General features: G+C 44.5%; 16 protein-coding genes. 8 read left to right on the forward strand and 8 right to left on the reverse strand.

The features are described from left to right. The first annotated feature begins 1 nt into the window (after position 1). Positions 2 to 1,447 (forward strand): TolC family protein, encoded by a 1,446-nt coding sequence (locus tag ACP26M_RS24070; RefSeq protein ID WP_426583916.1) that lies wholly within the window; start codon positions 2 to 4, stop codon positions 1,445 to 1,447. Positions 1,448 to 1,483: 36 nt separating this feature from the next. Then, positions 1,484 to 2,821, forward strand: coding sequence for an efflux RND transporter periplasmic adaptor subunit (locus ACP26M_RS24075; RefSeq protein ID WP_426583918.1), 1,338 nt, complete (start codon positions 1,484 to 1,486; stop codon positions 2,819 to 2,821). 220 nt (positions 2,822 to 3,041) lie between these two features. Here the strand turns inward: ACP26M_RS24075 and ACP26M_RS24080 are convergent, their stop codons facing one another. Beyond that, positions 3,042 to 3,602, reverse strand: coding sequence for an RNA polymerase sigma-70 factor (locus tag ACP26M_RS24080; protein WP_426583920.1), 561 nt, complete (start codon positions 3,600 to 3,602; stop codon positions 3,042 to 3,044). A gap of 241 nt (positions 3,603 to 3,843) precedes the next feature. Between ACP26M_RS24080 and ACP26M_RS24085 the strand changes: the two genes are divergently transcribed. The 5 genes from ACP26M_RS24085 to ACP26M_RS24105 all read left to right on the forward strand — a co-directional run bounded on the left by ACP26M_RS24085 (position 3,844) and on the right by ACP26M_RS24105 (position 13,924). Then, on the forward strand, positions 3,844 to 4,908 hold the full coding sequence (locus tag ACP26M_RS24085) for a FecR family protein (RefSeq protein WP_426583922.1): 1,065 nt from the start codon (positions 3,844 to 3,846) through the stop codon (positions 4,906 to 4,908). A 219-nt stretch (positions 4,909 to 5,127) separates the two neighbouring features. Continuing rightward, entirely contained in the window at positions 5,128 to 8,628 is a 3,501-nt protein-coding gene (locus tag ACP26M_RS24090; protein ID WP_426583924.1) for a TonB-dependent receptor, read from the forward strand. Between the two features lie 23 nt (positions 8,629 to 8,651). Next, entirely contained in the window at positions 8,652 to 10,433 is a 1,782-nt protein-coding gene (locus tag ACP26M_RS24095; RefSeq protein WP_354484419.1) for a RagB/SusD family nutrient uptake outer membrane protein, read from the forward strand. A gap of 189 nt (positions 10,434 to 10,622) precedes the next feature. Then, positions 10,623 to 11,750 carry an acyltransferase family protein gene (locus ACP26M_RS24100; protein WP_426583927.1) on the forward strand — a complete coding sequence of 376 codons (1,128 nt, stop codon included), beginning with the start codon at positions 10,623 to 10,625 and terminating at the stop codon, positions 11,748 to 11,750. A 266-nt stretch (positions 11,751 to 12,016) separates the two neighbouring features. Further along, positions 12,017 to 13,924, forward strand: a complete 1,908-nt coding sequence (locus ACP26M_RS24105; RefSeq protein ID WP_426583929.1) for a beta-N-acetylhexosaminidase — start codon at positions 12,017 to 12,019, stop codon at positions 13,922 to 13,924. A 307-nt stretch (positions 13,925 to 14,231) separates the two neighbouring features. Here the strand turns inward: ACP26M_RS24105 and ACP26M_RS24110 are convergent, their stop codons facing one another. The 3 genes from ACP26M_RS24110 to ACP26M_RS24120 all read right to left on the reverse strand — a co-directional run bounded on the left by ACP26M_RS24110 (position 14,232) and on the right by ACP26M_RS24120 (position 18,503). Continuing rightward, positions 14,232 to 15,848 (reverse strand): aminopeptidase P N-terminal domain-containing protein, encoded by a 1,617-nt coding sequence (locus ACP26M_RS24110; RefSeq protein WP_426583931.1) that lies wholly within the window; start codon positions 15,846 to 15,848, stop codon positions 14,232 to 14,234. Positions 15,849 to 16,074: 226 nt separating this feature from the next. Beyond that, a complete protein-coding gene (locus tag ACP26M_RS24115; RefSeq protein ID WP_426583933.1) occupies positions 16,075 to 17,070 on the reverse strand; it encodes a glycoside hydrolase family 43 protein in 996 nt (331 codons plus the stop codon). Positions 17,071 to 17,273: 203 nt separating this feature from the next. Continuing rightward, the gene (locus tag ACP26M_RS24120; RefSeq protein ID WP_175490032.1) at positions 17,274 to 18,503 is read right to left on the reverse strand and encodes a DEAD/DEAH box helicase; all 1,230 of its coding nucleotides are present in this window, start codon (positions 18,501 to 18,503) and stop codon (positions 17,274 to 17,276) included. 162 nt (positions 18,504 to 18,665) lie between these two features. On the opposite strand from ACP26M_RS24120, the gene ACP26M_RS24125 reads away from it, so the two are divergent. After that, positions 18,666 to 19,196, forward strand: a complete 531-nt coding sequence (locus tag ACP26M_RS24125; RefSeq protein WP_426583936.1) for a GNAT family N-acetyltransferase — start codon at positions 18,666 to 18,668, stop codon at positions 19,194 to 19,196. A 37-nt stretch (positions 19,197 to 19,233) separates the two neighbouring features. On the opposite strand, the gene ACP26M_RS24130 is transcribed toward ACP26M_RS24125, so the two are convergent. The 4 genes from ACP26M_RS24130 to fumC all read right to left on the reverse strand — a co-directional run bounded on the left by ACP26M_RS24130 (position 19,234) and on the right by fumC (position 22,605). Further along, the gene (locus tag ACP26M_RS24130) at positions 19,234 to 19,674 is read right to left on the reverse strand and encodes a low molecular weight protein-tyrosine-phosphatase (protein WP_426583938.1); all 441 of its coding nucleotides are present in this window, start codon (positions 19,672 to 19,674) and stop codon (positions 19,234 to 19,236) included. A gap of 111 nt (positions 19,675 to 19,785) precedes the next feature. After that, entirely contained in the window at positions 19,786 to 20,580 is a 795-nt protein-coding gene (locus ACP26M_RS24135) for a S1/P1 nuclease (protein WP_426583940.1), read from the reverse strand. Continuing rightward, entirely contained in the window at positions 20,580 to 21,020 is a 441-nt protein-coding gene (locus ACP26M_RS24140) for a fumarate hydratase (RefSeq protein WP_426583942.1), read from the reverse strand. The genes ACP26M_RS24135 and ACP26M_RS24140 overlap by 1 nt, the downstream gene beginning before the upstream one ends. 187 nt (positions 21,021 to 21,207) lie before the next feature. Further along, positions 21,208 to 22,605, reverse strand: coding sequence for a class II fumarate hydratase (fumC, locus tag ACP26M_RS24145; RefSeq protein WP_426583944.1), 1,398 nt, complete (start codon positions 22,603 to 22,605; stop codon positions 21,208 to 21,210). Positions 22,606 to 22,919: the final 314 nt, after the last annotated feature.

Here is a 22,919-nt window from a genome sequence, read left to right on the forward strand (position 1 = left end):
TATGAAACTAAAATTATTACTATCAGTTAAAGCAACGCTCATTTGCACAATTATATTTTCGGTATGCAGCTTTAATGCCGGCGCGCAGGAAGTAATAGGCTTGCAAAAGGCAGTAGACCTGGCCCTTGAACGTAACCTTACTATTAAACAAGCCGAGTTCACATCTGCCATCACCAACGAAGATCTTAAACAGTCGAAATATAATCAACTGCCAAATTTAGCCGTAAGCCCACAGGGCTCATTCAACTTTGGCCGTAATATCGACCCTTCAACCAACCAGTTCAGCAACCAGCGTATTTTGGCGGTAAGCGGTAACTTCACCTCACAAGTTACCCTCTTTCAGGGCGGACAATTGCGGAATACGGTAATCCAGAATAAGATTTTGCTTGATGCCGATAAAACTAATGTTGCCAAAGTAAAAAATGACCTGATATTGAACGTAGTTACAACTTATCTGCTGGTATTAACCAATCAGGATCTGGTAAAAGCGGCCCAGCAGCAAATTGATGTATCTAAAATAGCTTTAGATCGCGCTCAGAAAAGTTTTGACGTGGGTAATCAAACCCTTGCCGATCTGTCGCAGGCAAAAGCGCAGCTCTCAACCAACGATCTGAATTACACCAATGCTGAAAATCAGTTGGAGCAATCGCTCCTGACTTTAAAGCAATATATGGAGATGGATCCCGGCACTGATATTAGAGTTGAAAGGCCCGACATCAGTAAGTTAAATAATGTAAAAACGGTGTACGATGCCCAGGAGGTAGTAAAAACAGCTCTTGCGGTAAACCCTGATGTTTTATTAGCCGAACAGCGTCAAAAAGCCGCTGCGCAGGGTGTTAAAATAGCGAGAGGAAATTATTATCCGTCGGTGGTTTTGTTTGGTGCTGCCGGCTCTTATTTTTCTGATGCCAAGAATACGCCTTTTGGCGCTACACCAACCGGTAAATTTGATACCGTTGGCTTTGTTCAAAACTCGCAGCAGGCGGTTGTGGTGCCTAATTACAAAGTAGGCTTCAAGAGCAACCCCTTTTTCAGGCAACTGGGTGACAACTTTAACCAGTCGGTAGGGGTAAGCTTGCAGATTCCGATATTCAACAGGTTCCTTTCGCGCACTGCGGTACGGAAAGCGAAACTGCAAAACCAAAATGCCGAAGTAACTGCGCAACTGGCGCGTAATAACCTGAGCAAAATCATTTACCAGGCAGTATGGGATTTACAGGCCGCCGATAAGCGTTATGCATCGGCGACACAGACCTACAATGCCAATAAAGATGCGTTTAATATTATACAGCAACGCTATACAGTAGGTTTGGTTAACTCGCTTGATTATAATACATCGCTGACCAATCTCAACAAATCGCAGTTTGATATGATTGAGGCACAATACCAGGTGATTTTCAGGAGCAAAGTAATCGACTATTATTTAGGCAACCCTATAACACTTTAATAAAATCTTAACCGTAAAATATCCAAATTCACCGTCATGGGAAAAACTACTAAATATATTCTGATAGGTCTTGGCGCACTGATTGTCCTGCTGATTATTGCTAAGGTAACGGGCCTGATAGGCAAGCCCGCGCTAACCCAGATAGCTACCGAAAAGGCCGAAACACGCGAAATAAATGAAACCGTATCGGCCAGCGGAAAGATCAAACCACATGTTGAGGTTAAGATAAGCCCCGAAGTATCGGGTGAGGTGGTTGAGCTGCCAATAAAAGAGGGTGATGTGGTTAAAAAAGGCCAATTGCTTTGTAAGATCAGGCCCGACATTTTAAAGTCGGGTTATGACCGGGCTATCGCGTCATACAATACCCAAAAAGCAAGCGTAGGTAATTCAAGCCAGATGCTTAAACAAGCCGAAGCTACTTATGCTAACCAGGCCGGTATTTACAAGCGCAGTAAAGAGCTTTATGATAAAAAAGTGTTAACGGTTTCGGAATTTGAAAATGCCAAAGCTGCATATGAAGGCGCTAAAGCATCGCTTGAAGCTGCCAAACAAAATGTGGTAGGCTCGCAATATGGCCTGGCACAATCACAGGCATCAGTTAAGGAAGCACAGGATAACCTGGCGAAAACAACTATCTATTCGCCGGTTGATGGGGTGGTTTCAAAGCTATCTGTTGAAAAAGGTGAGCGTGTTTTGGGTACCCAGCAATTTGCCGGTACTGAGATCATGACTATATCTGATCTGAGCAAAATGGACGTGAATGTTGACGTGAATGAAAACGACATCAACCGTATCTCCCTTGGCGATTCATCAAAAATTGAAGTAGACGCGTTTTTAGGCAAGAAATTTACCGGTGTGGTAACTGAAATAGGCAGCTCGGCAAACGTGGTAGGTACATCTGCCGACCAGGTAACAAACTTTACTGTAAAGGTAAGGATCAATGCCGATTCATATGCCGCCCTGTTAAAGAAAACAGCCGATAATCCATCACCTTTCCGTCCGGGGTTAACAGCCACTGTTGATATCAGCACCAATTCGGCCAAGGCTCTGTCGGTACCAATCCAATCGGTAACCACCCGCGAGGAAAAGAAAGAAAATAACGGTCCGCCTAAAGCTGATGAAGATAAGAGTAAACCACAAATCAGTCCGGTAGCCAAAGAATACGTATTTGTACTAAACGCAGGTAAGCTTAAACAGGTACAGGTAACTACGGGTATCCAGAACGATAGTTACATCCAGGTCTTGTCCGGCCTTAAGGGTGGCGAAGAAGTTGTATCAGCTCCATATTCGGCTATTTCAAAAACGCTTAGCGATGGGCAAGCTGTTCAGAAAGTAGATAAGTCAAAATTATTTAACGCTGATAATACTAAGTAATTGATATACGGATGTACAGATTTCAAATGTGCAGATGAATTAGTTTTAAGACGCCCGGTTTCGCCGGGCTTTTTTTGTGAACGGAATTTCCGATGATTTAAACACTCGTAAAAAAGCGCGAATTTAAGTTGAACAGTTGACAAGGTCGGGCCCTCGAAGCGTGGACAGAATGCCAGCGTGCAACCCTTCGGCCACTATTATATAGTAACTCACCGGCAATTTAAAAAAGCATATAACTCACATGCTTCAACACCTGGCGTAATTTTTCGAGGGCGATGCTCATCTGGCGCTCTACTGTTTTAGGGGAGATATTGAGCTGCACGGCAATTTCGCGATATTTCATATCGCTGAAACGGCTCAGTACAAAAATCTCGCGGCATTTTTCGGGAAGGGTAGCTATGGCAGCTTCTATCTGCAGGGCGAGTTCTTTTTCCTCCAGCCCGTTTTCGAGCGTGTTACGCAGTTCATCAAACAGGTTGTTTTTTTCGAGATAATTAACGTAAAGGTTTTCTATCTTTTGGCGCTTGAGATAATTAAGGCTCCGGTTTTGCACCATTTTAAAAAGATAGGAACTTATCGAAGCACAAAAGTTAACCTCATGCCCATGCTCCCACAAGTGAGTAAATACATCGGCAGTAATTTCTTCTGCAACGGTTAAATCATTTACAAAGCGATTGGAGAACAAAGTTAAGCGGGTATAATATAGCCTGAACAGGGTTTCGAACGTTTTCACGTCACCCTGTGTAAATGAGGTTATAGGTAGTTTGTTTTCCTGGATCATTAATCCCGCCTTTAATTAATCCGAATACTTTTTAAAAAACTTTAACAAGTTACAGAGTTTTTCATTCCGTATCAAATTTAATATGGAAATAATGAAAAGCTAAGCACAAACATTCTGTAAAAAAACAGTTATGCGTAACATGCGGGGTGCATTTCTCCGGGTAGCCGAATAAAATTGAAAAATATTTCAACAGGCTTTGAGGGTATCGGTTTTTTCGATTGTCTTAACGATAATATTACAAATGGATAACGAAGAAGTAAAACTGCTGTTGGTAAAATACATAACCGGTGAAGCTACCCCACAGGAGATGGAGCAGGTTAAACAGTGGATAAGTGCGCACCCCGAGAACGAACAGTATTTTGCACAACTGTACGAAACCTGGCACAATATGCTTTACCTGCAACCCGCGGTTGTAAATAAAGACAATGCTTATAACAAGCTTTCGGCCGATATCGAGCCAAAGCAGCCATCGCGCTATGCAAGGCTGATCACCTGGGGCAAAGTTGCCGCGGCTATTGCTTTGCTTGCGGCTGTTACTGTTACCTTATATAACAGGTACTCAAAAAATGTTGAAAGCGTAAGGCAAATAGCCGCCAACCCCGGCGCCATTAAAAAAATTGTTTTGAGCGATGGCACACAGGTTTGGCTTAACGCGGGCAGCAAGCTTAATTATACGGCCGATTTTGGTAAAACAACCCGTACCGTTTACCTGGAAGGCGAGGCATTTTTTGATATCGCGCCGGGTAAAAAGGAGGTCCCTTTTATTGTAAATACAAAAAACTACACTATAAGGGACATCGGTACAAAATTTAACCTTAAGGCCTATGCTTCCGACCCGTTTTTTGAAACCACAGTTGTAAAAGGCGAGGTATCTGTAGAAGGAAATGTAGATAACAACGCGCATGAAATGAGCCGCATTTATGTAAAGCCGCGGCAGGTGCTCCGGATCTATTATCACCCCAAAAAAGAGAATTACAGCTACGCAACCCCCGAGCCCAAAAGCCTGAACGAGATCCAGGTATCAGAGATTGACTCGGCAAAGCTTGATCGTTATGACGGCTGGAAGGAAAACCTGCTGGTATTTGATGGCGCTACCCTTAGCGAGATAGCTAAAGTGCTTGAACGAAGATATAACGTCACTATTAACATGACCGATGCCGAATTGAGCAGCATCCGTTATTCGGGCAGTTTTAAAAACATTCCCAGCATTGAAAAGGTGCTGGCTATTATAAAGGCCAATACCGCCATCAATTATTCGGTGAATGGCAATGCAGTAAACATTACACGAAACAACAATAATGATTAACCACTAAAAAAACAAAAGGAACCCTATGATCAAAAACTAACATTCTCTTTTACATAAAAACCCGGATGTGCTACCAACACGCCCGGGCCTAAAGCAATCAAAGCTAATACCCTACGCTTGGGGAAGCATCGTATTAACTGATTAACAAACAAATTTATGATTAATTTTTACAGAAAGTCCGCTCTGGCCGCCGGCCCGTGGCAAAAAACGATCAAAATTATGAAGCTGGTAACCGTTCTGCTCTTAACGGGCATTATGCAAATACACGCTGCCGCTTATTCACAAAACGTTTACAACTTTAGTGTAAGCAATATTTCTGTTAAGCAAATGTTTAAGCAAATTGAAAAAAACAGTAAATACACTGTTTTTTATAGGCTTGACCAGGTTGATGTTGACAAGAAAATAAACGTGGACGTGCAGGACGCGCCTATTGAAACCGTGATGCAGAAGGTACTGCAAAAACAGCCTTTAACTTTCCAGGTGGTTGATGATATCATCATTATAAAACCTGCCGATGCAAAGCCTGTTGTCACGGTAACTGTAACCGGTGTAGTTAAAGATGTGAGCGGTCAACCCTTACCGGGTGTTAGCGTAAAGCTCAAAGGCAGTAATTTAGGCACAGTTACCGACATCAACGGTAAATATACCCTAACCCTGCCCGACGGTAACGGCTCACTTGAATTTGGTTTTTTAGGCTTTACCACGCAGGTTATTCCGGTAAACGGACAAACAACCATCAACGTAACTTTGCTTGAAGAGTCAAAAGCGCTGAACGAGGTGGTTGTGGTTGGTTATACCACGCAGAAAAAGAAAGACCTTACCGGCGCCGTTGCGGTAGTTAACGTTAAAGACCTCAACAAACAGGCATCGTCATCAGTAAACTCGCAATTGCAGGGCCAGGCATCAGGCGTTACCGTTACCGGGTCAGGACAACCCGGCGAAGAGCCGCAGGTACACATCAGGGGTTTTAATACTTTCGGAAATAATACTCCCTTATACGTAGTTGACGGTGTGGAAACATATGATGTAAGCACGCTGAACCCTAACGATGTGGAAACCTTCCAGGTGTTAAAAGATGCGAGTTCGGCATCAATATATGGTGCAAGGGCGGCAAACGGCGTTATCATCATCACTACCAAACGGGGCAAGGGCAAAGTAAATATTCAATATGACGCCTACTACGGTACGCAAAGACCAAAAGGCGGCAATGTCTGGAATACCATTACGCCGCAGCAAATGGCCGATCTGAAACTTACGGCTAAGAAAAATTCGGGCGATAACAGCATTAAAGATGCCTTGTACAACCCAACTGGTACAGGCTCGGCTTTTACACTGCCTGATTATATCACCCCGGCCGGTGCTAAAGAAGGTGACCCATCTGTCGATCCATCAAAATACTATGTAAACCCTTTTTATACATCAGCTGCAGACCTGGGTAATTTTTACAGGATAACAAGGGCCAACAAGGCCGGTACCGACTGGTATCATGAGTTGTTTAAATCGGCCCCGATGAATAGCCACAATATATCGTTGAGCGGCAGTACTGATAACGCCAGCTATTTATTCTCGTTAAATTATTTTAACCAGCAAGGTACACTGATTGATACTTATCTTAAACGATACACGCTGCGCTCAAATACCACCTACAATGTAACTAAACACATCAGGGTGGGCGAAAACCTGGCTTATTCTATAACCAGGCAGCCGCAGGTAAATGACGGAGCATCACATTCGCAGGTTAGCACTAATGACCCGGACGGCGTTATTGCACATGCCCTGCGCGAACAGCCTATTATTCCTGTTTACGACATTAAAGGTAACTACGCGGGCAGTTACGGTACGGGCCTTGGCGATGCCAATAACCCGGTTGCTATACAGCAGCGTACAAGAAACAACCAGTCAACAAGTTATCGTTTGCTCGGTAACGTATTTGCCGAAGCCGACATTATTCCCGGCCTTACCTTACGTACCAGTTTTGGCGGCGATATCATCAACAGCAACAACCATTCGTTTTCGTTCCCTACGTATGAAAACGTTGAAAACTCTTCAACAAATACTTACAGCGAAGGCTCGGACAACAGCTATACCTACAACTGGACCAACACCCTTAGCTATCAAAAAGTATTTGGCAAACACAATGTTAACATAGTGGTAGGTACCGAGGCCGTTGAAGATCATGACCGTTATGTTGGCGGCAGCATTCAGGGTTTTTACACTTTTGATCCTGATTATGTAAACCTATCTACCGGTACCACCAATAAAAACACCTACAGCGGCAAATCTAACAACTCATTATTTTCGGAGTTTGCCCGTTTAGATTATACCTATAACGACCGCTACCTGTTTAACGCCACTATCCGTCGTGATGGCTCATCAAAATTCCCTGTTGATCAACGCTATGGTTATTTCCCTGCATTCAGCGCTGGCTGGCGTATCTCGCAGGAAAACTTCATGAAAAATATTACCTGGCTTACCGACCTGAAGCTAAGAGGCGGCTGGGGTATTATGGGTAACCAGATCAATATGGGCAGTAAAGACGCTTACGTTACGTTCAGCAATGATATTGGCCAGTCGTATTATCCTATTGACGGCTCTCTTAATCTAACTCCGGGCTTTTACCAGGACCAAACAGCCAACCCTCACGCACTTTGGGAAAAAGATATTAACTCCAACTTTGGCTTTGATGCAACCTTATTTGGCGGCAAAATAGCCGTAACTGCCGATTACTACCGCAAAGACATTAAGGACTTGTTATTTAATGCTACCCAGTTAGGTACTGCGGGCAACGGTGCTTTCCCGGCACAAAACGTTGGTAAAATGAAAACCGATGGTCTTGACCTTTCTGTTACCGGCAATTTCCGGGCCAGCAGCGATCTGAGCTTTAATGCTACCGGTACTTTAACCACTTATAATAATAAAGTATTAAAAGTATCTGATGACAGGGATTACTTCCCCGGCTCAGCAACAAGCAGGTTTGATAACCCAATTACCCGCAGCCAGGTAGGTCATTCTTTAGGCGAGTTTTATGGCTACCAGATCGTGGGCTTCTGGAATTCGCAGGCCGAAATTGACGCAGCCGACAAAGGTGTACAAACCCGCACCGGCGATCCGAATGCTTACTATCAATCAGATGTAAAGGTTGGCCGTTTCAGGTATAAAGACGTAAACGGTGATGGTGTCATTACCGATGCCGACCGTACTTTTATCGGTAATCCAAACCCGAAAGTTACTGCCGGCTTAAACCTGGGTGTAAACTATAAAAACTTTGATGCCAGCGTTTTCCTTTACGGCTCATTCGGCAATAAACTATGGAACAGCGTTAAATACTGGCGGGATTTCTATGCTTCATTCGGTACAGCAAAAAGCTATACCGCGCTTAACGATTCATGGACACCAACTCATCAAAATGCAAAGGCACCTATCCAGGAACTTGACGCATCAACCAGCAGCGGCGCTACACCAAACTCATACTTTGTTGAAAACGGCACTTACCTGCGCATGCGTAACGCGCAGGTTGGCTACACCTTTAACATTGCAGGGCTTAAAAAGGCGGGGATCCAAAAATTAAGGATCTATGTATCGGCAACCAACCTGTTTACCTTAACAGGTTACAGCGGTGTTGATCCTGAACTAAGCGGCAACACCAAAGATTTTGGTATTGACGAGGGTAGCTACGCGAGCCCGCGCACCTTCATATTCGGAGTTAATTTTTCATTATAACAGCAATATTTAAACGGATTACAATGAAAGCTAAAAAACTTATTTCCATAGCGCTTTTAAGCACACTATCGCTTGGCGCCTGTAAAAAATCATATCTCGATAAGCCTATCAACGGCGCCCTCGAGCCTCAATTTCTCGAAACAGAATCAGGAGCTAATGAACTGCTTGTAGGTGCTTATGCAGTGTTGGATGGCCAGCAGGGCGGCGATGCCGCAGTGGGCGGCGGCGGAGCATGGGAAGCATCACCGGATAACTGGGTATATGGCGGTGTAGTAGGCGGTGATGCGTCAAAAGGCAGTATTGCCGGCGATCAGCAACCGATAGAACCGATGATGAAATACAACGCCGATGCCAGCAATGGCTTTTTTGACAGCAAATGGCGGGCCGATTACGAGGGGGTATCACGCACAAACAACACTATCAAAATAACCAATAAGGTTACTTCCATATCAGCCTCAAACAAAACCAATATACTGGCACAGGCCCGTTTCTTAAGAGCGCATTATTACTTCGACCTGAAAAAGATGTTCAATAATGTGCCCTATCTTGATGAAACAACAACCGACATTAATCAACCTAACAACACAGATATTTGGCCAAAGATTGAAGCGGATTTCAAATACGCTTACGACAATCTGCCTAATACCCAAACCGAAGTTGGCCGCGCCAATAAATGGGCTGCCGGTGCATACTTAGGTAAAACATACCTGTACGAGCATAAATATGCTGAAGCAAAGGTTGTATTTGATGCGGTTATTGCGCAGGGTGTAACTTCCGATGGTAAAAAGTATGCACTTAACGCTAAATTCAACGACAATTTCAGAACGGCTACCAACAATAGCGCCGAATCTGTTTTTGCTGTTCAGGCTGCTGCCAATACTGACCCTAACGGCCCTTCACAAGCCAATAACGGCGATATGCTTAATTTTCCGTATGGCAATAGCAGTCCGTTTAGCTGCTGCGGTTTTTACCAGCCATCAATTGATCTGGTTAATCATTTCCGCACCAATTCGGCTACCGGTTTACCATATCTTGACGATTATAACAGTCACGCTATAAAAACAGATATGGGCCTGGCATCGGCCGACGATTATACCCCGGATGCCGGCACAATTGACCCGCGCCTTGACTGGACCGCCGGTCGCCGCGGAATCCCTTATCTTGACTGGGGCTTACATCCGGGAGCCGACTGGATCCGAGATCAGCAGTACGGTGGCCCTTATTCGCCTATCAAAAACGTTTACGGCCAGGCCGAGCAGGATGTAAACGGCGATAATACCTCATGGGCGCCAGGCTCAGGCATCAATTATAACATTATTCGTTACGCCGATGTACTGTTAATGGCCGCTGAGGTTGAAGCACAGGTTGGTAGCCTTGATAAAGCCGAAAGCTATGTAAACATGGTGCGTAACCGCGCAGCTAATCCCGAAGGTTTTGTACATAAATACAAAGATAATGATGATCCTACGGCAGGTTTCACCACCCAGGCTGCTGCTAACTATAAAGTGAGCCCTTATCCCGGCGGCGCTTTTGCCAGCAAAGATTTTGCGCTTAAAGCCATTTATTTTGAGCGTAAAATTGAGCTTGCCATGGAAGGGCACCGCTTTTTTGACCTTGTACGCTGGGGCATTGCCGATACCGAGCTTAATGCTTACATAGCATATCAAAGCACGTTGACCAATGATGTAAAAGGAGGTAAATTCATTAAAGGTAAAAGCGAATATTTCCCCATACCACTGGTAGAGATTGACCTAAGCGCCAAAGGTGGTACACCGCAATTGAAACAAAATCCGGGTTATCATTAAATTGAAGCTGAAAGCAAAATGCGCAAAGCTAAAAGCTAATAAACTGGTGGTCAGTTGGTAACAGGCAAATGCGCAAAAATTATAAATAACCTGGCAACTTACCGGGAAGCATACTTCCCGGTAAGTTTATTATATTGCCTTAACATCCCTGCTTTTGAAAGCTGATTATAAACATTTTTAACCCATTTTATGGACAAATCATCATCGCGGTTTTTATCGCTGGATGTATTTCGTGGCATGACTTTATGCTTCATGATCATTGTAAATACGCCGGGCAGCGGAGCAGCCCCTTTTTCGCCACTTGAACATGCCGCATGGCACGGCTTCACCCCAACCGATCTTGTGTTCCCTTCCTTTTTGTTTGCCGTAGGCAATGCCATGAGCTTTTCAATGAAACGCTACCAGGAAATGGGCAACGCGGCTGTGCTTAGCAAAATTTTCAGGCGTACGCTGCTTATATTTTTAATAGGGTACCTCATGTACTGGTTCCCATTCTTTTCAACCAGTGGCGGCTTTCATTTAAAACCTATTACACATACCCGCATCATGGGTGTTTTGCAACGCATTGCCCTGTGTTATTGCTTTGCCTCACTTATGATCCATTTCCTGTCCAAACAAACAGTCTTTATTTTATCCGGTTTGTTTTTAGTGATCTACTGGATCATCCTGCTGGTGTACGGTAACCCGGCTGATCCGCTGAGCATGACCGGCAATGCGGGCATTTATCTTGATAAATTTTTATTTGGTCCGGATCATTTATATCATGGTGAAGGTATTCCCTTCGATCCGGAAGGTGTGTTGAGCACTTTACCGGCCATTGTAAATGTAGTGGTTGGTTACTATGCCGGCAAATTCATTCAGCAAAAAGGGAAGGGATATGATACTACTACCAAACTGTTGTTAACAGGCTGCCTGTTTATCTTCTTGGCCTTATGCTGGAACATGGTTTTCCCGATCAATAAAAAACTGTGGACAAGCTCTTTTGTGCTGGTAACCACCGGGTTGGATTTAGTGATCCTCTCAGCCTTGATATATGCTTTGGAGATCAATAATTGGAACAAAGGTAATTGGGCGCGCTTTTTCACCACCATGGGCAAAAACCCGTTACCAATCTATGTACTTTCCGAAATACTGCTGATCCCGGTAAGCATGATCATAATAAGCGGCACCAACGCTGTTGAATGGATCAACACCTCCTTTTACCAGGCTATAGCTCCGGGACCTATCGGGTCATTGCTGTTTGCCATCAGCTTTATGATGATATGCTGGCTGGTGGCCTATATCCTTGATAAACGGAATATTTATATCAGGGTGTGATTGGAATTTTGGATTTCGAATGTTCGATTTCGGATTTTTTGGGTTTCATCAATTGATTTTTGATTTCACCGATTTTGTCTGAACAGGAATTTTAAGGAATTAAATAATTACAGAACGCTCTGCAAATTCAAAAAAGAATCTAATAATTCTTTTAAAATTCGAGTTCAGACAATATCCTGTCCTAAAAATCATGGTTCAGAAAATACACTTCTTAATATTATTTAAAAAGTTTAATTTGCGTACATCCAATTAAATAACAATTCTTTATGAAGAAATTATCCTTATTGCTTTGCGGCTGTATGGCACACCTGCTTTCTGCGGCCCAAACAGCGAAACCGGCACTCGCGCTTATTCCGCAACCGGTAAAAGTTACCCAAACTACCGGCCAGTTTGTGCTGCCCAAAACAGTAATTGTAGAAGCCGGTTCATCTGCCGATGTGGCAAACGTAACGGCCTACCTTAAACGAAAACTATCTGCGTCAACAGGAGCGTTCATAACCGTAAAAAGCACTGCACCAACAGCGCCCATCAGGCTAATTCTAAATAAAACAGCCGATACCGTACTCAAAACTGAAGGCTATAAATTATCTGTAACTCCTAGAAAAGTAGTGATCCGTGCTAATGATGCCGCGGGATTATTTTATGGCGTACAAACGTTTTTCCAGCTGTTGCCTAAAGAAATTGAAGGACTGGAAGTAGCCAAGGACGTAAAATGGACTGCCCCGGCAGTCGAAATTACCGACTATCCAAGGTTTGGCTGGAGAGGATTGATGTTTGATGTATCCCGTCACTTTTTTACCAAAGCCGAGGTTAAGCAATATATCGATGCTATGGTTAAGTACAAATTTAACCTGCTGCACTTGCACCTTACCGATGATGAAGGCTGGCGAGTGGAGATCAAAAGCCTGCCAAGGCTAACCGAAGTAGGATCGCACAACGTAAAAAAAGTAGGCCAGTTTGGTACGTTTACTCCACCTACACCTGATGAACCACGTACCTACGGCGGTTTTTATACCCAGGAAGATATCAAAGAGTTGGTACAATACGCCAAAGACAGGTTTGTGAACATCCTGCCCGAAATTGATGTTCCGGGCCATAGTCTCGCCGCTGTGGTTGCTTATCCCGAGCTTTCATGCACACCGGGTGCCGATAAATATGTGGTGAACTCCGGCGAGCCTTTCATGGATTGGAGCGGCCCGCATAACCGCGCTATTGTTGATAACACGCTTTGCCCGGCCAATGAAGCGGTTTATACTTTTATGGATAAAGTGGTTACCGAAATTGCACAGTTGTTCCCCTTTGGCTATATCCATTTAGGGGGTGATGAGTGCGCCAAAAACTTCTGGGAGCAAAGCGACGCTATCAAAGCATTAATGGCCAGAGAAAACCTGAAAACGATGAGCGAAGTACAGGCTTATTTCGAAAAGCGACTTGAAAAAATCGTAGAGTCGAAAGGTAAAAAATTCATGGGTTGGGACGAGATCATTGAGGGCGGTCTGGGTCCTAACGCCGCGGTTATGAGCTGGCGCGGTATCCAGGGTGGCATCATTGCCGCTAAAGCAGGTCATGAGGTGGTAATGAGCCCGACAACATTTGCATATCTTGACTATATGCAAAGCGATCGTGTAAACGAAACCAAGATCTATGCCACACTTCGCTTAAACAAAACCTATTCATGGGAGCCTGTACCTGATAGTGTTGATGCACGCCTCATTAAAGGCGGGCAGGCCAACTTATGGACCGAGCAGGTATACAATATCCGCCAGGCTGAATATATGACCTGGCCACGTGGAATGGCTATTGCCGAGGATGTATGGTCGCCAAAAGGAACTAAAAACTGGGACGGATTTTTCAGCCGGGTGGAGAAACACTTCCCGCGCTTTGATGAAGCCGAAACCAAGATAGCCCCGAGTGCTTACGACCCGTCATTTGATGCGGTGTTGAATCCTGATAGCACGTTAAAAATCACTTTAACCAATGAGGTAAACGGGCTGGACACTTATTACAGCTTCGACAACTCGTTCCCCGACAGGTTTTATCCAAAATATACAGCGCCGATAGATGCCCCTAAGGATGCAACCACGCTAAGGGTAATCACTTATCGTGGTAAAAAACCGATTGGCCGTATGGTTACCATGCCATTGGCCGAGTTGAAGAGCAGGATTAAGAAGTAAGAATAATTCATAAATAGAAAGCCCTCCGGATTGAATTTCGGAGGGCTTTCGTGTTTAAGTACGCTTATACTATCGCCAACGCTCGGCTCCAGCCGAGTGGCAACTATTAAGCGGCCTCTGGCCGCCGAAGTTCTGTTATTTTCTTGCGCTCGTTTGCAACGAGCGCTTAATATGGTTCGGCGATTGCATCGCGGATATCGCATTACAAACGAGCGCAAGGTATTTTCGCTTCGGCGGCCAGAGGCCGCTTAATAGTTGCCACTCGGCTGGAGCCGAGCGGCGGCGGCTTTTTCTATTGGCTTCATTTTTATTTCAGCTCCGGAAATTTGGCAGCCTCAAAAATACTTTTCTCGGTAGCAGCTTTTTCAACATCCTGCCATTTGCGAGGTGCATCCATTGATAGGATAGTACCCTTATCTTTACCAATGACCACGTCATCTTCAATACGTACACCTATATTCCACCATTTTTTATCACATGGACTGCCGGCAGGGATATAAATGCCCGGCTCAACGGTGATCACCCAGTTTTCTTCCAAATTACCGCGACCGCCTTTGTCATGCACATCGAGCCCTAAATGATGCGAACAGCCATGCGGGTAATATTTACGCACTTCCGAAGCATCCTTGATGATACCGAGTTTAATCAGTCCGGCCGATAATACTTCTACCGATTTTTGCTCAAGATTGGCATAGGGAACGCCTGCTTTGCATAGTTTAAAAATCTCTTCCTGTGCGTCGTATACCAATTGATAAATGGCTTTTTGCTCCTCGGTAAATTTGCCGTTAGCCGGTACAGTACGGGTAACATCGGCAGAATATCCGTGGTACTCCGCACCAACATCCATCAGCAGCAACTGGTTATTGATTTTTGTGGCCGAGTTTTCTTCATAATGCAGGATACAGCCATTTGCGCCTGCACCTACAATTGGTGGATAGCCCTCGTCTTCTGCTCCGTATCTTTTATGCACGTAAGTCATGATGCCTTCAACCTCGCGCTCGCTCATATTGGTTTTTACCGATTTCATTACTTCCAAATGGGCAAGGCTTGAGATCTCAACCGCTTTTTTCAATACGGCTATTTCCTCCGGTGTTTTTACGCCGCGCAGCTTTGAAGTAAATTCACTATATCCGGTGTTGCCGCCGTAAGTTGTGCCAATTTTTGCCTTAACATCGGCAAGCGTTGCAGAATCGGGTTTGGCCACCAATTGTTGTATAAGCGGATTGTTTTTGTGATCCTCATCAGCAAACTTATCTTTAAAATAAGTCATGAAACGGGCTAAATTTTGAGGAGTAACCATTCTTGCTATCAAATTAAGATCACTCATAACCTGCCTGTTGGTTTCCGTTATACCAGCCTTATTTTTAAAAGCTGCGATCAGTTTTTTTAGCTCGCCGGTCGATCCATCGCCGGTAACATCTTCGGGCAGCGCATCATAATACACATTGGCAAACTTTTTAAAATCAACGGGGAATTTCGCGAAATCCTCGCTGTTGTAGGCCCGCTTAAAACCAAGCTGCGATTTAGCGCCCTCAACGCCTAAACGCCTGCCTGTCCACTGCTCACGACCGGCATCCCGGTGACGTACAAACAGCACCTCGTTATAGCTGCTGTCGCCCACAGCCTGCATCTCTTTAAATACCAATAACACTGAGTTGGGTTCTTTGTAACCCGAAAAATAATACAGATCGGGATTAGGATGATAAACGTAGTTAACATCGTTCGAAAACACCTGTTCAGGGTACGAGAAGATCACCATCACCGAATTAGCGGGCATCAGGTCGCGAAGGGCCTGTCGCCTTCCGGCATGAAATTCTTTGCTTAAATAATCGGTGGGCAAGTTTTCGGCGGTTTGTCCGAAACAGCGGCTGCTGCCAGTCAGGGCAAGTAAAATTACTAATGCCCGAAAAAATGATCGCGTCATAATGATAAAGGAATAATGTCAGTCAAAAAACGGTTTAAGATACTAAATATCAGGAATTATCATGCTCACCCTTTTAGGGGGAAAGATTGATGTGCATAGTAATAAAAAACGTCATTGCGAGGTACGAAGCAATCCCAAACAATACAGAGACACTTGCATAGCTGCTCTGCCTCTTGGGGATTGCTTCGTACCTCGCAATGACGGATGTAGAAATATATTTGGGGGGCTATTTAATCTTCCTTGCCGTTACACCTTCATTGGTGATCTTAACCGGCAGGATCTTGCCATCCTTGTCAAAGTACATTTTATCAATGCAGGTAACACGATGGTTGCCATCTGTTTCGGTTAAGGGGCGGCGGTGGTAAACTATATACCATTCGTCCTTACCCGGCACCTGGATCACCGAATGGTGACCTGCTCCTGTAGCAATATTCGGGTCCTGTTTTAATATTGTCCCGATACGGTTAAAAGGACCAAACGGCGAATCGCCAATAGCATAAGCCACGCGGTAATCCGGACCAGTCCAGCCGCCTTCGCTCCACATAAAATAATATTTGCCTTTGCGTTTAAACATCACCGGGCCTTCAACATAATCTTTAGGGGTGATCAGTTTATAGGTTTCTCCGTCTTTAAACGGTTCGATACCTGTAAAGTCGTTTTTTAGCTTTACGATATTACATTGGCCCCAGCCACCGTAAATCATGTAGTATTGGCCGTCGTCATCCTTAAACACAAATTGATCTATAGGCTGCGCTTTATTGATGATCTGGCCAATGAGTGGTTTGCCCAAAAGGTCTTTGAACGGGCCTTCAGGTTTATCGCCAACGGCAACACCTATACCGCCAACTTCGTTATTGTTCTGAATATCGTTAGCGCCAAAAAAGATATAGTATTTACCGTCTTTTTCAGTTACTGCCGGAGCCCACATAGCACGTTTAGCCCACTTTACAGCGGCAGTATCGATAATGAGGGGATGCTTAGTCCAGTTAACCAGATCGGGTGATGAAAAGGCATCCATAAATACCTGGTCGTTATATTTAGCCGAATAGGTTGGATATACCCAGTATTGTTTATTGAAGATTTTGGCTTCCGGGTCGGCATACCAACCTTCAACAATAGGGTTACCTGATGTTTTCTTCTCTTGTGCTAATGCCTTATTTTCAGATATGATAATTGCCGCACCAAACGTTGCCAGTAAAACCAGTTTTTTAGGAATGATCATTGGGAAATAGATTTTTGGTCTAAGATATTAAAATAGATAAAACGTTTTAGTAATGAAACACGAATTTATTCGAATTGAAGCGAATTACACGAATTAAGAATCCTGTTCCCCGCCGGCATCCTCTGTGAGAGCCCTAAAGGAACAGAGTTCGTGTAATTCGATTAAATTAAATCAATACCCCAAATGGTATTCGTGAAAACTTTTTAATTACCCGTATTCTGCTGTTTCGGCTTCTTTTTACCCCAGCGACGGTTAGGTTTCCTTTTGGCATCTCCTTGAGGCTGTTCGGGCTTCAGGGGCTGTATCGTGGCCAGTTCATCCGGCAGCGCCATCAGCTTTATCGGTTTTTCAATCAGTTTTTCAATATTTTTAAGCTTGCGCTCATCGCGGTGGTTAACGAAGGTTATTGCGGTACCGGTGGTAGCGGCGCGGGCCGTACGACCAATACGGTGAATATAATCTTCCGGATCGCCGGGAACATCGTAGTTAATCACCAGGTCGATGCCCTCCACATCAATGCCGCGCGAAAGGGCGTCGGTACCGATGATAACCGGTAATTGCTTGTTTTTGAATTTAAGGAGAATCTCTTCGCGCTCTTTCTGCTCCAGATCGGAGTGGAAAGACATGGCGTTGATTTTGATAGCCTTAAGTTCTTTGTATAGCGCTTTAACGATCTCCTTGCGTGATGCAAAGATGATGATACTTGTAAATGCCGAATCTTTCAGAATATGCTGTACCAGCGGCGTTTTTTGCTGATCATGAACCCGGTAAACCTGCTGATCGATCCCTACAGCCGGCTGTGAGATAGCGATATTGATCTGCTCCGGATCTTTCAAAATAGCTTTTGCCAATGAGCGGATGCGGCCGGGCATGGTGGCAGAAAACAACAGCGTTTGCCTTTCTTTAGGCAGATAGCTGATGATCTTCATGATATCGTCCGAAAAGCCCATATCCAGCATCCTGTCGGCCTCATCAAGCACCAAATGGGTAAGGTGATTAAGCTTCAGCACGCCCGATGTAAGGTGGGCTATCAGCCTGCCCGGCGTAGCTACAATGATATTTACATTGTTTTGAATGCCGCGGCGCTGTTGTTCGTAAACAATGCCGTCGCCGCCGCCAAAAACAGCAATAGAGCTGATACCGGTAAAATAGGCAAGGCCTTCAACCTGCTGATCTATTTGCTGGGCAAGCTCACGGGTTGGGGCAAGTATAAGGGCACTGGTATGGTGTTTATTTGTTTTGCTGATGCTGTTTAAAACAGGAAGCAAGTAAGCGCCGGTTTTACCTGTACCGGTTTGAGCGCATGCAATCAGGTCGCGCCCTTCCATAATGGCCGGGATGGCCATAGATTGTATGGGTGTGGGGTTTACGAAACCCATGCTCTCTACACCTTCAAATAATTGCTCGTTAAATTTAAAATCCTGGAAAGTCACTATATCTTATAAGTAAATTATGCAAGGTATAAAAATTTAACGGTAAATGAGGGTTTTAGCATAATTGAGCTTCCCTTAAAGGGGTAAAATAAATCCGGTCACCTTTTATATGACACTCAACTTACCTGTACAATCAATTCAAAAATATATTTTTGAAAACCTATGAATATTATCACTCAAACACCACGCTTGCTGATCCGTGAATTTACAGCCGAAGATGAAGAACTTGTTACCGCAATAGATGCCGATGACCGGCTTACTCAATATGTGAAAAAACGTACTCCGCAAGAGAGTAAACAGGTTTTTAAAGATACGCTTAAGGAATACCAGAACGGATCGGGCCTGGGCAGATGGGGGATTTTTAATATCACAGATAACGATTTTATAGGTGTTTGCGCCCTTAAACCAAGCGATTACGACAAGAGCCGCATTGAGCTCGGCTATCGGCTGCACCTCAAATACTGGGGACAAGGTATAGCTACCGAACTTGCCGAAGCACTGATCAGTTATGGATTCAATGATATAGGACTAAAAGAGATTTGCGCCGTTACCCATCCGCAAAACGCAGCATCGCAAAGGGTGCTGATTAAAGCCGGTTTTGTACGTGAAGGGGTTGTGTTTTGGTATGGGGAGGATGTGCCGTTTTTTAGGGTGAAAAACCCCACCCAACCCTCCCCGGAAGGGAGGGCTTAAAGACATTTATTAAAAGTCTCCCCCATTGGGGGGAGATTTAGAGGGGGTGTAACTCTTCAATAATATCCCTACATCCGTTTTCAATCAGCTCAAAAACCGGTTCAAACTGGTTATCGTCATAGTATGGATCGGGAACAACCTTATCGCCTAAAAGGAGTTTTACTTTAGCAGCCTGTTCTTCGTTGCGGGCCATGTCAAGCACATCGCTCAGGTTATTACGGTCCATCACAAAAATATGGTCGAACTCGTCAAAGTCGCTTCGTTTAAACTGACGGCAAATCTGTTTGCTAATATCAATGCCATGGTTCCGTGCTGCGCGGATTGAACGTCTGTCGGGCGCTTCGCCCACATGCCATCTTCCGGTACCCGCCGAATCAACATCCCAGCCAAGTCCATTTTCATCTGCCAGGTGCTGCATAACCCCCTCCGCCAGCGGCGAACGGCATATATTACCCAGGCATACCATTAGTATTTTCATTGTTTAGTTGATTGGGTGAGTGGTTGGATTAGGTGAGTGGTTTCTCATGTTGAAAATCGACCGGTATGCAACCGCTCACCTAATCAACCCAATAAACCACTCACTCAAAAATTATCCAAATATCTGGTTCAGCAAACCGGCCAAACGTACGCCGGCTTTAACCATTTGCTGGTTAAGGGTTGCTATATGGCTAAAGTTGTATTTGTAACCAAGTTTATCACCGGTTTTGGTTTCGGCGTACAGCTTATCAGCCATCTGGTTGCTTTCGTATATCCACTGGCTCATTGGCGCTTTTTGTAACTCTGTGCGTTGAGCGGCTGTGGTGTGGTTTATCATCGCGGTGTACTCGGTGTAGCTTAACTGTTGAAGGTCAATCAGCTCGCTGTCCCAAACCGAATGCAGGTTACTCTCTTTACCAAACCATTGTACTTTTACATCGTTACCGCCCTTATCACTCAAGTGACCGGTGTGCAGTGGTTGGTGCACATCTTCAACAATATGGATCAGCATGCGCAGGTAAAGCAACTTGTTGGTTTTGGTAGTAGTTTTCTTTTTAAGTTCGGCCACCAGGAAATTCATTTTGGTATAGGCATCAGTAATAGTGTCGACCTTTAAATAAGCCTGCAGGTCCGGATAGCTGTAGGGTTTTTCCAGGTTGATAAAATGCCAGTTATACAGGTAATTGTAAGCAGGGTCTGATTTAATAAAGTCGGCCCAGTTGCTGGTAATGGCAATCGACTCATTACCCAAAATGGCTTGAATAGCTTTACGGGCTTTGGTGGTTAGGTAGCTATCCGCAACCTGGCCGCAAATGCGGTGCCCATTAGTGCCCCAGGCCATACTTTGCAGGGGGATATAAAATATCGCCACCAGCAATAAAAGTTTTTTTAAGGTTTGTGTTTTCATTACAATGGTTTTGGAATGCAGCTTGTTCTTTTTATTAAATGCGCGTTAATAGGTATTACGTTGGATGTACTTACAAACCGGATCAGCGAGTCGCTTTGCTTATGAACCTTAAAATATTCTTCATAATCGCCAAACCTGAAACAACCCTGCTCATTTTTATATGAGCCATCGGCATTGCAAAACTGCCCCTTAATGTGGAGCGTGTCCCGCCGTTGCGAATAAGTTCCCCGTATATATTCATCCCAATGGCCTTTGCTCATACACGTATCAGCCCCGTAATTAACCTTGCTAACGGTACTGATCTTCAAAAGAAATGAATCACAGCTGAATTTAATATCATATAGCGAATATGTTACCAGGCTTTTTTGCGCGGGTACTGAGTCCTGTTTCCATTCGCCCTGTAAATAACCCTCGCCGGGCGTTTGTTTATCCGGGTTCACGGTACAAGAGGCTATTATGAGGCCAAAGGCGAAAGGTGAAAGGCGAAAGGCTTTTTTTAAGCTGAAAGCTGAGGGCAGAAGGCTTAAAGCCTTAGTTATTGAGAGATAGCGCAAATTAAAGCGTTTTGGCATAAACTGCATGCATTAAAAAGCCCCTCTCCATCCGGAGAGGGGTTTGGGGTGAGGCTTATTTTAAACTGCCTATCATATTTTCGGGGCGAACCCACTCGTCAAACTGCTCGTTGGTTAGCAAGCCTAAGCCAATAGCTGCTTCGCGCAGGGAACTGCCGCTTTTTAAAGCTGTTTTGGCAATTTTGGCGGCGTTTTCATAACCAATGTGCGGGTTAAGCGCGGTTACCAGCATCAGTGAATTTTCAAGGTGTTTTTTGATGCCATCATAATTAGGCTCAATGCCTACTGCGCAATGATCATTGAACGACACACAGGCATCGCCAATTAACCTTGCCGATTGCAGGAAGTTTGCCGCCATAACCGGTTTAAATACGTTTAACTCATAATGGCCGTTTGAGCCGCCGATAGAGATGGCCACATCATTCCCCATAACCTGTGCAGCTACCATCGTAACCGCTTCGTTTTGGGTTGGGTTAACTTTACCCGGCATGATAGATGAACCCGGCTCGTTATCGGGGATATGGATCTCGCCAATACCCGAACGCGGACCAGAAGCCAGCATCCTGATATCGTTAGCAATTTTCATTAACGAAACCGCAATTTGTTTCAAAGCGCCATGGCTTTCAACAATGGCATCATGAGCGGCAAGGGCTTCAAATTTATTTTCGGCAGTGATGAACGGCAAGCCGGTAAACTGGGCAATGTACTCAGCAACTTTTACATCATAACCTTTAGGCGTGTTGATGCCTGTACCTACGGCAGTACCACCAAGAGCCAGTTCAGAAAGGTGATCAAGCGTATTGCGCAGGGCTTTTAAGCCGTGGTTCAATTGCGATACATAACCTGAAAACTCCTGGCCCAAAGTAAGCGGGGTAGCGTCCATCAAATGGGTACGACCAATTTTCACTACTGATTTGAAAGCCTCAACCTTAGCCTGCAAGGTATCGCGCAGTTTTTCGATGCCCGGAATGGTTACATCAATCAGGATCTTGTATGCCGCGATGTGCATGGCAGTTGGGTAAGTGTCGTTTGATGATTGTGATTTATTCACATCATCATTTGGGTGAATGAAGGTTTTGCCTTCGCCCAGTTTGTTGCCTTGTAATACGTGGGCACGGTTAGCAACCACCTCGTTCACGTTCATGTTTGATTGCGTGCCCGAGCCTGTTTGCCAGATCACCAGCGGAAACTCCGAAGCCAGTTCGCCGGCCAGGATCTCGTCGCAAACCTGTGCTATCAGGTCGCGTTTTTCTGCCGGCAATACACCTAAATCGGTATTGGTAAAAGCGGCAGCCTTTTTCAGGTATGCGAAAGCGTCGATAATTTCCTTTGGCATTGACGCCTCCGGACCAATTTTAAAATTATTGCGTGAGCGTTCGGTTTGCGCTCCCCAGTATTTGTCGGCAGGTACCTGTACCTCGCCCATGGTATCGTGTTCGGTTCTGAAACTCATGGTATTAAATTTTGCAGGGGCAAAGTTATGTTTTTATATGATGCGGGGGAATGCAGGGTGTAAACTTTTTGATAGGATAAATATATAAAGCCAAGCACAGGGAAACTGCTTTTAACCACATACGAATTGAAAAACAATAAATGAAAATTTTTCACACTAATTTTTACGTATTAATCGAATTACACGAATTGAATCAATTTAAGATTCGTGTAATTCGATTAATTGTGGAGCGCTTGCAAAGCATTTGTGTTGAAATTTTTCAGCACGAGATTAGTAATAAAGAGCGAATTATTTTAAATGCTCATTCCCTGTAG

Origin of the sequence: Mucilaginibacter sp. R-33 (assembly GCF_049949235.1) — a bacterium.
Classification (GTDB): domain Bacteria; phylum Bacteroidota; class Bacteroidia; order Sphingobacteriales; family Sphingobacteriaceae; genus Mucilaginibacter.